Annotated in this window: 13 protein-coding genes and 2 tRNA genes; all 15 read left to right on the forward strand. The window is 42.5% G+C overall.

What is annotated here, in order from left to right; all coding sequences use genetic code 11:
• Positions 1–126: 126 nt before the first annotated feature.
• Positions 127–1,293, forward strand: a complete 1,167-nt coding sequence (sucC, locus tag PSF42_RS19120; RefSeq protein WP_004909077.1) for an ADP-forming succinate--CoA ligase subunit beta — start codon at positions 127–129, stop codon at positions 1,291–1,293.
• A complete protein-coding gene (sucD, locus tag PSF42_RS19125) occupies positions 1,293–2,165 on the forward strand; it encodes a succinate--CoA ligase subunit alpha (RefSeq protein ID WP_125895170.1) in 873 nt (290 codons plus the stop codon). Before sucC ends, sucD begins: the two co-directional genes overlap by 1 nt.
• Before the next feature lie 843 nt (positions 2,166–3,008).
• Complete coding sequence (cydA, locus tag PSF42_RS19130; RefSeq protein WP_125895172.1) at positions 3,009–4,577, forward strand: cytochrome ubiquinol oxidase subunit I; 1,569 nt, start codon at positions 3,009–3,011, stop codon at positions 4,575–4,577.
• A gap of 13 nt (positions 4,578–4,590) precedes the next feature.
• Positions 4,591–5,730 carry a cytochrome d ubiquinol oxidase subunit II gene (cydB, locus tag PSF42_RS19135; protein ID WP_213913429.1) on the forward strand — a complete coding sequence of 380 codons (1,140 nt, stop codon included), beginning with the start codon at positions 4,591–4,593 and terminating at the stop codon, positions 5,728–5,730.
• An 11-nt stretch (positions 5,731–5,741) separates the two neighbouring features.
• Positions 5,742–5,855 carry a cytochrome bd-I oxidase subunit CydX gene (gene cydX / locus PSF42_RS19140; protein ID WP_004909083.1) on the forward strand — a complete coding sequence of 38 codons (114 nt, stop codon included), beginning with the start codon at positions 5,742–5,744 and terminating at the stop codon, positions 5,853–5,855.
• 5 nt (positions 5,856–5,860) lie between these two features.
• On the forward strand, positions 5,861–6,148 hold the full coding sequence (gene ybgE, locus PSF42_RS19145) for a cyd operon protein YbgE (protein ID WP_004256791.1): 288 nt from the start codon (positions 5,861–5,863) through the stop codon (positions 6,146–6,148).
• Positions 6,149–6,282: 134 nt separating this feature from the next.
• Positions 6,283–6,678, forward strand: coding sequence for a tol-pal system-associated acyl-CoA thioesterase (ybgC, locus tag PSF42_RS19150; protein WP_004256789.1), 396 nt, complete (start codon positions 6,283–6,285; stop codon positions 6,676–6,678).
• On the forward strand, positions 6,675–7,358 hold the full coding sequence (gene tolQ, locus PSF42_RS19155; protein ID WP_004256787.1) for a Tol-Pal system protein TolQ: 684 nt from the start codon (positions 6,675–6,677) through the stop codon (positions 7,356–7,358). The genes ybgC and tolQ overlap by 4 nt, the downstream gene beginning before the upstream one ends.
• Before the next feature lie 17 nt (positions 7,359–7,375).
• Entirely contained in the window at positions 7,376–7,798 is a 423-nt protein-coding gene (gene tolR, locus PSF42_RS19160) for a colicin uptake protein TolR (RefSeq protein WP_004256786.1), read from the forward strand.
• 51 nt (positions 7,799–7,849) lie between these two features.
• A complete protein-coding gene (tolA, locus tag PSF42_RS19165; RefSeq protein WP_272680507.1) occupies positions 7,850–8,944 on the forward strand; it encodes a cell envelope integrity protein TolA in 1,095 nt (364 codons plus the stop codon).
• 146 nt (positions 8,945–9,090) lie between these two features.
• Entirely contained in the window at positions 9,091–10,383 is a 1,293-nt protein-coding gene (gene tolB, locus PSF42_RS19170; protein WP_004909089.1) for a Tol-Pal system beta propeller repeat protein TolB, read from the forward strand.
• Positions 10,384–10,427: 44 nt separating this feature from the next.
• Complete coding sequence (gene pal, locus PSF42_RS19175) at positions 10,428–10,925, forward strand: peptidoglycan-associated lipoprotein Pal (RefSeq protein WP_047756402.1); 498 nt, start codon at positions 10,428–10,430, stop codon at positions 10,923–10,925.
• A gap of 22 nt (positions 10,926–10,947) precedes the next feature.
• Entirely contained in the window at positions 10,948–11,730 is a 783-nt protein-coding gene (gene cpoB / locus PSF42_RS19180) for a cell division protein CpoB (RefSeq protein ID WP_125895179.1), read from the forward strand.
• A gap of 196 nt (positions 11,731–11,926) precedes the next feature.
• Positions 11,927–12,002: transfer RNA gene (locus PSF42_RS19185), tRNA-Lys, on the forward strand.
• Between the two features lie 32 nt (positions 12,003–12,034).
• Positions 12,035–12,110: transfer RNA gene (locus PSF42_RS19190), tRNA-Lys, on the forward strand.
• Positions 12,111–12,164: the final 54 nt, after the last annotated feature.

Raw genomic sequence — 12,164 nt, forward strand, 5'->3', positions numbered from 1 at the left:
AACAGGGCAGGATACAACTTGCCCGGTCTGAAGTAACCGATGCAACCCGTTCGCGGGTTGCTAAATCAGTAACAATTGCAGGAGGCGAATAAACGCCTCTTCAGACTCAATTATGGATAGAACATCATGAATTTACACGAGTACCAGGCAAAACAGTTGTTTGCACGTTATGGGATGCCTGCACCGACAGGTTATGCCTGTTCATCAGTCGCTGAAACCGTCGATGCTGCTAAAAAAATTGGCGACGGCCCATGGGTAATTAAATGCCAAGTTCACGCAGGTGGACGCGGTAAAGCTGGCGGCGTAAAAGTCACTAGTGATATCAATGAAGTTAAAGCGTTTGCAGAACACTGGTTAGGTAAAAACTTAGTCACTTATCAAACAGATGCAAATGGCCAACCGGTTAACCAAATTTTGGTTGAAACGGCAACTGATATTGCGAAAGAACTCTATTTAGGTGCGGTTGTAGATCGTAGTACTCGTCGCGTTGTATTCATGGCATCTACCGAAGGTGGCGTGGAAATTGAGAAAGTCGCAGAAGAGACTCCAGAGTTAATTCACAAAGCGATTATCGACCCACTGACTGGCCCAATGCCTTTCCAAGGTCGTGAGTTAGCATTTAAATTAGGCTTAACTGGCAAACAAGTTAGCCAATTCGCGAAAATTTTCATGGGTCTGGCTACATTATTCTTAGAACGCGATTTAGCATTAGCGGAAATCAACCCATTGGTTATCAGTACTGCAGGTGATTTAGTTTGCTTAGATGGTAAATTAGGTATCGATAGCAACGCGTTATATCGTCAGCCAGAAATTCGTGAACTGCGTGATGAATCACAAGAAGATGCACGTGAAGCACAAGCTGCTCAGTGGGAACTGAATTACGTAGCATTAGACGGTAATATCGGTTGTATGGTTAACGGTGCGGGCCTTGCTATGGGTACTATGGACATCGTTAAACTACACGGTGGTGCACCGGCTAACTTCTTAGATGTTGGCGGCGGCGCAACAAAAGAGCGTGTAACTGAAGCATTTAAAATCATTCTTTCTGATGAAAACGTGAAAGCGGTTTTTGTTAACATCTTTGGTGGTATCGTTCGCTGCGACCTGATTGCAGACGGCATCATTGGTGCAGTTGAAGAAGTTGGCGTAAATGTACCAGTCGTTGTGCGTTTAGAAGGTAATAATGCAGAGTTAGGTGCTAAAAAACTGGCAGATAGCGGCTTGAACATTATCGCTGCAAACAGCCTGACAGATGCAGCTAAGAAAGCAGTAGCAGCAGCGGAGGCTAAATAATGTCTATTTTAATCGATAAAAACACTAAAGTAATTTGCCAAGGTTTCACTGGTGGTCAAGGTACATTCCATTCAGAACAAGCGATTGCTTATGGCACGCAAATGGTCGGTGGTGTAACACCAGGTAAAGGTGGCACTGTTCACTTAGGTTTACCTGTATTTAACACCGTTCGTGAAGCCGTAGAAGCTACGGGCGCAACAGCCTCTGTTATTTATGTTCCAGCACCATTTTGTAAAGATTCTATCTTAGAAGCTATTGATGCTGGCATCAAACTGATCATCACTATTACTGAAGGTATTCCAACACTGGATATGCTGACAGTTAAAGTGAAATTAGACGAAGCAGGCGTTCGTATGATTGGTCCTAACTGCCCAGGTGTTATCACGCCGGGTGAATGTAAAATTGGTATCCAACCAGGCCATATCCATATGCCAGGTAAAGTCGGTATCGTTTCACGTTCAGGTACGTTGACTTATGAAGCTGTTAAACAAACAACAGATGCAGGCTTAGGTCAATCAACTTGCGTAGGTATCGGTGGTGACCCAATTCCAGGTTCAAACTTCATTGATATTCTGAAGTTGTTCCAAGAGGATCCACAAACTGAAGCTATCGTGATGATCGGTGAAATCGGTGGTAACGCAGAAGAAGAAGCGGCTGATTATATTAAAAAGCATGTGACTAAGCCTGTTGTCGGTTATATTGCTGGTGTTACTGCACCAAAAGGCAAACGTATGGGCCACGCAGGTGCAATCATTGCAGGCGGTAAAGGGACTGCAGATGAGAAATTTGCTGCACTAGAAGCTGCTGGCGTGAAAACCGTTCGCAGCCTTGCAGACATCGGTGATGCAGTCAAATCACTGTTGAACAAATAAGTAATTCGCTAGGTAACTAGCAAGAGTAAGAGACGAAAGCCCGTGCTCAGTGAGCGCGGGTTTTTTTATCTCTTTAAAAAATTATCCAAATAATTTTTATAGGGTTATGCGGTTTTTTGAAAAGTATGCCTATACTTAAAAATACGTTCTATAGGCTTATATGAAGGCAAATAGATTATAAAAAGGCAATTTAGGTAAGCTTGGGCGGTGTTAATCGCACTTTATGCAAAAAAGAGAGAAATTGCGGCATATCAATATTTAAAATATTGTCGGTTATTCAATTTGGCCAATATAACAGTTTTGTTGAGAAAAATGGCTATATTAATAAAATTCATAATAAGTTTAAAATAAGATACTATTACAAATTAAATATTCTTTTTTCGAGTCGTTAATTCAATGATTATATTTTTTGTTAATCTTTAGAAAAATTAAGAACATTTATGTCATTATCAATAACAGCAATTTAACAAGTAAATAACCATTAATTGACTGACAGGTATAGCAATTAACAACAGGAAAAAAATTGACGCAAATCAATTCATTGCCTCTGGCTTTATTTGTTCAAATTGCTTAAATTGGTGCTCGATCAAATACTCGATTTTCTATTAAAGGGTATAATTATTGATGTAAATTCAGAATTCAAATCTGAATCACGTAAAAGAAGTTTATTGTGTGTGAAGATAAGCGTACTATTATTATAGTAACGTTTGTTCTTTTAATTTTGTTAATTTTTTGTTGTTTTGAGGCATTTTTTGCTGGTAGTTAAGAGGCTTTCTAAGTATTTAAAACTGGAAGCTGGGTTGCCGCAAGTCGGTGTCTTCCTGCTAGGAGCAAGGAGTCAAGATGTTTGATATTGTCGAACTGTCACGATTACAGTTTGCCTTAACTGCGATGTATCACTTCCTGTTCGTACCATTAACGCTAGGTATGGCGTTTTTGCTTGCGATCATGGAAACGGTATATGTACTGTCAGGCAAGCAAATTTATAAAGATATGACTAAGTTCTGGGGTAAGTTATTTGGTATTAACTTTGCTCTGGGTGTTGCAACGGGTCTGACCATGGAGTTCCAATTCGGTACTAACTGGTCTTACTACGCGCACTATGTTGGAGATATCTTCGGTGCACCTCTTGCAATCGAAGGTCTGATGGCGTTCTTCTTAGAATCAACGTTCGTCGGTTTATTCTTCTTTGGTTGGGATCGTTTAAGCAAAAAACAACACCTAGCTGTAACATGGTTAGTTGCTTTAGGTTCTAACTTCTCTGCTTTGTGGATCTTAGTTGCGAACGGTTGGATGCAAAACCCAATCGCTGCTGATTTCAACTTCGAAACAATGCGTATGGAAATGGTTAGCTTCTCAGAGCTAGTCTTAAACCCAGTTGCGCAGGTTAAGTTCGTCCACACAGTTGCTGCGGGTTATTGTACCGGTGCAATGTTTGTCCTTGGTATTAGCTCTTACTACCTACTTAAAGGTCGTGATGTTGCTTTTGCTAAACGTTCTTTTGCAATTGCTGCAAGCTTTGGTATTGCTGCCGTTCTGTCTGTTATCGTTCTTGGTGATGAATCAGGTTACGAAATGGGGGACGTTCAGAAAACCAAACTGGCTGCTGTTGAAGCAGAGTGGGAAACCCATGCTCCACCAGCTGCGTTTAACTTAATCGCTTGGCCGGACACTGAAAAGCAAGAAAATAAATTTGCTATCTCGATTCCTTGGGCGATGGGTATTATTACAACCCGTTCAATCGATACGCCTGTATTAGGTCTGAAAGACTTAATGAAACAACACGAAGTTCGTATTCGTAACGGTATGATTGCATACGGTCAGTTACAAGAGCTTCTTGCAGGTAATAAAGACCCTGAACTGCGCTCAGCATTTGAAATAAACAAAAAAGATCTTGGATATGGTCTTCTGTTAAAACAATATGCACCAAATGTTGTTGATGCAACTGAAGCTCAAATCCAAAAAGCAGTGAAAGATAGTATTCCTAACGTTGGGCCTCTGTTCTGGGCATTCCGTATCATGGTTGGCGTTGGCCTCCTGTTACTATTGATTATTGGCTGGGCATTCCTGTCAGTAGTTCGTAACCGTATTGGTCAAAATAAACTGTTGCTACGTATTGCACTATTCGGTATTCCACTACCATGGATTGCAATTGAATCAGGTTGGTTTGTTGCAGAGTATGGTCGCCAGCCATGGGCAATCGGTGAAGTGTTACCTGTTTCGGTTGCACACTCCAACTTGACGACTCATGACCTGATCTTCTCTATGGTATTGATTTGTGGTCTGTACACACTGTTCTTAATTGCAGAAATGTTCTTAATGTTCAAATTCGCTCGTAAAGGGCCTAGTAGCCTGAAAACCGGTCGCTACCACTTTGAACAGAAAAACACTTCTACACACGACGTTCAGTAAATAGGAGCCACTTATGTTTGATTATGAAGTTCTTCGATTTGTGTGGTGGATCCTTATCGGTGTATTACTGATTGGGTTTGCTGTCACGGATGGCTTTGACATGGGCGTTGGCTTCTTATTACCTATTTTAGGTAAAACAGATACTGAACGCCGTATCATGATTAACGCCGTTGCACCGCACTGGGATGGTAACCAAGTTTGGTTAATCACAGCGGGTGGTGCGATGTTTGCTGCATGGCCTCAGGTTTATGCTGCATCATTCTCCGGTTTCTATATCGCGATGATTTTAGTGCTAGCAGCATTGTTCTTCCGTCCGGTTGGTTTCGACTACCGTTCAAAACTGGAGAACCAAAAATGGCGTAATATGTGGGACTGGGGTCTGTTTATTGGTGGTTTCGTTCCACCATTAGTTATCGGTGTTGCGTTTGGTAACCTGTTATTAGGTGTTCCACTGCAAATTGATAACCAACAGTATTTGACCTACACGGGTAACCTGTTTGGTCTGCTAAACCCATATGGCCTGTTGGCGGGTGTCGTTGGTTTAATGATGATAGTTACCCAAGGTGCAACTTATCTGCAAATGCGTACCACTGGCGAACTGTATCTACGTGTGCGTAAAGCAACCTATATCTGTGCGTTAGTCACATTGTTAACATTTGCAGGTGCGGGTGTTTGGTTAGTCATGGGCATTGATGGTTATGTTATCACTTCAACTATTGATACTATGGCTGTGTCAAACCCACTGAACAAAACAGTCGCTGTTGAATCAGGTGCTTGGTTGACTAATTTTAATACTTACCCAATCCTGTGGGCATTGCCTGCTCTGGGTGTAGGATTACCGTTAATCACAATGCTGTTTAGTAAAGCAGACAAAAATGGTTGGGCGTTTGTGAGTTCTTCATTAACTATCGCTTGTATCATTTTAACCTGTGGTGTAGCAATGTTCCCATTCATCATGCCTTCAAGCATCATGCCAAACGCAAGTTTGACCATGTGGGATGCAACATCTAGCTTGTTCACACTGCAAGTAATGACTGTTGTTGCTATTATCTTTGTACCAATCGTACTGGCATACACCGCATGGTGTTACTACAAAATGTTCGGTCGTTTGGACAAAAACTTCATCGAAGGCAACAAGCACTCACTGTATTAAGGAGCATAACTATGTGGTATTTCGCCTGGATCCTCGGCACGCTGTTAGCTTGTAGTTTTGCAGTGATTGCAGCATTAGCGTTAGAGCACTCTGAAGACTCTAAAGCCGCTAAAGATGGTGAGTAATAAAAATGCTGGTGGATAAAACCTATCAGCTATTGGATAAGGGGCCGATAAGGGCCCTTATCCTTATTTTAGCTTTAGTTACTGCAGGTGCAGTCATGTGGGATCCAACCCTATTTGCTGCAAAAACCAGTTCATTTCAAATATGGCAAGGGCTGTTGTTAATATGGGCAACGTGTACCGCGATGATTTTTGGTGTGGGTTTTAAACCTAAAAAAGTTATCTTTCGTGCAATTTTTCATCCATTGCCTGCTGCCATCATTCTTATTTGGGGACTTTTTCAGGTCTTTAGATAATTCTAATTGCTAATTATGGGTCAATGGACCCATAATTATTTTTGATATCTTTACTTTCAAAGTGATTCCAAACTGGCACTGTCTTGCGTATAGTGGCACCGTTAATTAATTTAACCTAAGACGGAGTGATTGTTATGTTATTTCGCTGGCCTGTTCGCGTGTATTATGAAGATACAGATGCGGGCGGTGTTGTTTATCATGCACGCTATTTAGCCTTTTTTGAGCGAGCAAGAACTGAGATGCTGCGAAATAAAGGTATCAATCAACAAAGTATGCTTGCTGAGAACCTTGGCTTCGTTGTGCGAAGCATGACAATTGATTTTGTTAAAGGGGCGAAGCTGGATGACCTGCTGGAAGTTGAAACACAAATTATTGAAATGAAACGTGCTTCACTCACTTTTCAGCAAAGGTTAGTTGATTCGCAAGGTAACCTGCTTTGTGGGGCTAATGCCCTTATTGCTTGTGTGGACACATCAAAAATGAAGCCGATTGCGCTTCCTAAGTCTATTGTCGCGGAGTTTAAACAGTGACTGACATGAATATCCTGGATTTATTCCTTAAAGCGAGCCTTTTGGTTCAGCTCATTATGTTCGTTTTGATCGGTTTTTCTATCGCATCATGGGCGATCATTATTCAAAGAACAAAAATTTTAAATGCGGCAACGCGTGAAGCGGAAGCATTTGAAGATAAGTTCTGGTCAGGTATCGAGCTATCGCGCTTATATAAAGAAAGCCAAGCTCGCCGTGATGAATTGAGTGGTGCCGAACAGATTTTCCACTCTGGTTTTAAAGAGTTCGTTCGTTTACACCAAGCGAATATTCATGCACCCGATGCGGTCGTAACAGGCGCTTCTCGTGCAATGCGTATTTCAATGAATCGTGAGCTTGAATCAGTTGAAGCGCACATCCCATTTTTAGGTACTGTAGGTTCAATTAGCCCATATATTGGTTTATTTGGTACCGTTTGGGGGATTATGCATGCGTTTATTGCATTGGGCGCGGTAAAACAAGCAACATTACAAATGGTTGCACCGGGTATTGCCGAAGCACTTATTGCAACCGCAATTGGCTTATTTGCAGCGATCCCTGCCGTTATGGCATTCAACCGTTTGAACTTACGTGTTAGCAAATTAGAGCAAAACTACGATAACTTTATGGAAGAGTTTTTGGCCATCTTGCATCGTCAAGCCTTCTCTGCTGATAAGAAATAAGACGGGGAGATAAGCGAATGGCGCGCACAAGTCGCAGACGTGAGCTGAAATCCGAAATCAACATAGTTCCATTACTGGACGTATTGTTGGTACTGTTGCTGATATTTATGGCAACAGCACCGATTATTTCTCAAAGTGTGGAAGTTGAGCTGCCGGATGCAACAGATACACAAACCGTATCATCAAGTGATAACCCACCGATTATTTTAGAAGTGTCGGGGGTTGGCCAATATAATATGCGTCTTGATGGTGAGGTTTTAGAATTGTTACCACCAGAGCAAATTGCGGCAGAAGCAAAATCTCAATTAGAGAAAAATCCAAAAGCGATTTTCTTGATTGGTGGAGCAAAAGAAGTCCCTTATGAAGAAGTGATTAAGGCGCTGAATATATTACACAGCGCAGGGATAAAATCGGTTGGCTTGATGACTCAGCCTATTTAGGCTGGGTTATTGTCGTTTGAATAAGTCACAATTCTTTTTTTGGATACCAGAGTGGGAAAGACAAAAGAGAAAAAAGATAACTTAAATCGATCATTAGTGATGTCAATCGTATTGCACATCCTATTGATTGGGTTGATTGTTATAGGCTCTTTAGTTTCCGTCGTCAAACTTGGTGGTGGCGGGGAAGAGGGAACTGTCATCGATGCGGTGATGGTTGACCCAGGCGTGGTTGTTGAGCAATATGAAGAAATGCAAAGGCAGCAAAATAACGTCAGACAAGCAGCGAAAGAGCGCAAAGAGCAGGAACAAAAGCAAGAGGCTGAGCTCAGAGAGCAGCAAGAAAAGGAACAAAAGCGTCTTCAGCAACTTGAAGAAGAGCGTATAAAGACTGAACGGGCAACGGCAGAGCAACAAAAGCAAGCCGAAGAACAACAGAAAAAAGCGTTAGAAGCGGCTAAAAAAGCGAAGGAAGAGCAAAAAATAGCTGAAGAAGCTGCCGCGAAAGCGAAAGCAGAAAAAGAAAAATTAATTAAAGAGCAAGCCGCTGAAAAGGCAAAAGCTGAGGCACAAGCTCAGAAAGAAGCAGAAGCGGCGAAAGCCAAAGCCGAAAAAGAAGCCAAGGAAAAAGCAGAAAAGGACGCGAAAGTAAAAGCTGAGAAAGAAGCGAAAGCTAAAGCGGAAAAAGAAGCCAAAGAAAAAGCAGATAAAGAAGCGAAAGCCAAAGCGGCAAAAGCTAAGGCTGAGGCAGCAAAAAATGCCGCTTCCGTTGACGATTTGCTAGGCGATTTAACTGCATCAGGCCCTAGCAAGCAAGGTGGCGAAGCTGCAGCTGGAAAAGGCGGCGGTAAAAAATCGGGCGCATCCAATGCGGATGTGGACAGCTATGCGGGCAAGGTAAAAGCGGCTATCCAAAGTAAGTTTTATGATTCGGATACTTTCCGTGGGCGTACTTGTGAACTTCAATTGAAGCTTGCACCTGATGGGCTATTAGTGAGTATTACACCAAAAAATAGTCCAGCTAATGACGCAGCGCTTTGTGATGCAGCAATCCGAGCAGCAAAACTTGCAACGATGCCTAAGCCACCTAGCAGAGAAGTCTATGATACATTTAATAAAGCAGGTAGCACAGTCGTGTTTAAGCCTTGATTTTCAATAACTCAGAGCAGTCTGTATTGATATTATTAAGGCAATAGCATAAATAGTTTGTGTGGTATCTAGTTTTGTTATTATACCTTTGTTAAAATTCAGCGAATTATTGCGGTAGTAAATAATCCGCAGTAAGGGAGATAAGAATGAAGCAGGCTTTTAAAGTAGTTTTAGGGTTCCTAATGCTATGGGCGACAGTGGCTCAGGCTGAAATACGTATTGAGATCACAGAAGGTGTTAACTCAGCTCAACCTATTGGTGTTGTGCCGTTTAAATGGTCAGGTGCTGGTGCGCCACCACAAGAAGTTGGCCAAATAGTGGGCGCTGATTTGCGTAATAGCGGGAAATTTAACCCTATCGAACCAAGCCGTATGCCTCAACAACCGGGTACCGCTTCTGAAGTGATCCCTGAAGCGTGGACTGCATTAGGTATTAATGCCGTTGTTGTAGGGCAGGTTCAGCCTGCAGCCGATGGTAGCTTTGTTGTTAGCTATCAGTTAGTCGATGTCGCAGCTAACCCAGGGGCTGTTTTATCTCAGAACCAATATAAAGTAACAAAAGAATGGCTACGCTATGCAGCGCACACTGCAAGTGACGAAGTCTTTGAAAAATTGACAGGTATTCGTGGCGCATTCCGTACACGTATTGCTTATATTGTTGTCAACAAAGGCGGTCAATACCCATATGAATTACGTGTTTCTGACTATGACGGTTTTAACCAGTTTACGGTTCACCGTTCACCAGAACCTTTGATGTCGCCAGCTTGGTCACCAGATGGTGAGAAACTGGCTTACGTTACATTTGAAAGCGGTAGTTCAGCACTTGTCATTCAAACCTTATCGACAGGAGCAGTTCGTCAGGTCGCATCATTCCCTCGTCACAATGGGGCACCTGCATTCTCTCCAGATGGGACTAAATTGGCATTTGCATTGTCTAAAACTGGCAGCTTGAACTTATATGTAATGGACTTAGCAAGTGGGCAGATTCGTCAGGTAACCGATGGTCGTAGTAACAATACGGAACCAAGTTGGATGCCAGATAGCCAAACTTTAGTCTATACTTCAGATCAGGCGGGACGTCCGCAGATTTATAAAATCAATATTAATGGTGGCAGCCCTGAGCGTGTATCCTGGGAAGGAACACAAAATCAGGATGCTGATGTTAGCCCGGATGGCACTTTCTTAGTGATGGTCAGCTCCGGCGGCGGTCAGCAACATGTCGCCAAACAAGATCTGGCAACGAACAACGTTGAATTTTTAACGAAAACGTTCCTAGATGAAACGCCGAGTATCGCACCTAACGGCACTATGGTAATTTATAGCTCCTCTCAAGGCTTGGGGACTATATTGCAGCTAGTTTCGACCGACGGGCGTTTCAAAGCGCGTCTTCCGGCTACCGATGGACAGGTTAAATTCCCTGCCTGGTCGCCGTATCTGTGATGCATAATAATAATGTGTGGCAAAAAATATTAAGGATCAAAACGATGCAACTGAATAAAGTGCTTAAAGGGCTGATGATCGCGTTACCAATCATGGCAGTCGCAGCTTGTAGCTCTAACAAAAACAATGACCAAGATGGCGTAGATACTTCTACTAACCAAACTAACACTGGTCTGTCTGCGGAAGAGCTGGCACGTCAGCAAATGGAACAGCTGCAACAAAACAACACTGTTTACTTTGGTTTTGACAAATACAACGTATCTCCAGAGTACGCTGACATGTTAGATGCGCACGCAGCATTCCTGCGTAGCAACCCATCTGTACGTGTTGTTGTTGAAGGTCATGCGGATGAGCGTGGTACTCCAGAATACAACATCGCGCTGGGCGAGCGTCGTGCTAATGCAGTTAAAATGTACCTGCAAAGCAAAGGTGTTTCTGGTGACCAAGTTTCACTGGTTTCTTACGGTAAAGAAAAACCAGCTGTGTTAGGTCACACTGAAGCAGACTACGCGAAAAACCGTCGTGCAGTCATTGCATACTAATAGATAAGCGAAATTATCTATTATGAACAGTAACTTCAGACACTTACTAGTCGGTCTGTCGTTATTGGTTGGCGTAGCGGCCCCTTGGGCCGCTATTGCCCAAGCGCCAATCAACAATGTCGGATCTGGTTCAACAACAGACCGCCTTACCCAACTTGAGACAGCAGTTAGCTCTCAAGGTCAAATTCTGTATCAAATCCAACAGCAACTCGCTGACAACCAACGCGACATCGATATGTTGCGCGGTCAGATTCAAGAAAGTGAATACAAATTGAATCAAGTCATTGAGCGTCAGAAAGATTTATACATGCAATTAGACAATGCAGGTGGTGGTAACTCAGCAGCTTCAGGCGATACAACAACGACTGGAACGAATGCATCGTCTTCCTCAACAACACCTGCGGCAGCGGCCAATACGGGTGGGAATGAGAAAGATGATTACAATGCCGCAGTCAAACTAGCTATGGAAAGCAAATCCAAAGCTCAAATTGACCAGGCAATAGGGGCATTGCAAGGTTTTATTAAAGCCTACCCTAAGTCTGGGTATCAATCTAACGCCAATTATTGGTTGGGGCAGTTAAACTACAACAAAGGTAGCAAAGACGATGCTGCTTTTTATTTCGCCACTGTAGTTAAGCAATATCCTAAATCCCAAAAAAGCAGCGAAGCCTTATATAAAGTTGGGCTGATCATGCAAGATAAAGGACAAAAAGATAAAGCGAAAGCTGTTTACCAACAGGTATTGAAACAATATCCAAACAGTGCTGGTTCAAAATTAGCCGAAAAAAAGCTGAGTACACTTTAATTTATAGCCCCGAAGCAATATTACCGAATATTTCGGGGTTATCAGTATGATAAGTGCGCATTTAAACTTTTTTTTAAAAAAAATCGTTGCACCCTCGTCAGAAATCAGTAATATAGGCCGCCGTTGAGACGAGAATGTAGTTAGCCAAAAATCTCGAGATACAGAAAGAAATTTAGTTAGAAATATTGTTTTAGATGGGTCGTTAGCTCAGTCGGTAGAGCAGTTGACTTTTAATCAATTGGTCGCAGGTTCGAATCCTGCACGACCCACCATCTAAACAATACAAAATCAGAAATTCCAAGATGGGTCGTTAGCTCAGTCGGTAGAGCAGTTGACTTTTAATCAATTGGTCGCAGGTTCGAATCCTGCACGACCCACCATCTTAAGCCATTCCCAAACAAACAATCCAAACCAATAATCACCTAAGCAAACAT

This window comes from Providencia sp. PROV032, assembly GCF_028484875.1.
In the GTDB taxonomy this organism is placed as follows: Bacteria; Pseudomonadota; Gammaproteobacteria; order Enterobacterales; family Enterobacteriaceae; genus Providencia; species Providencia rettgeri_E.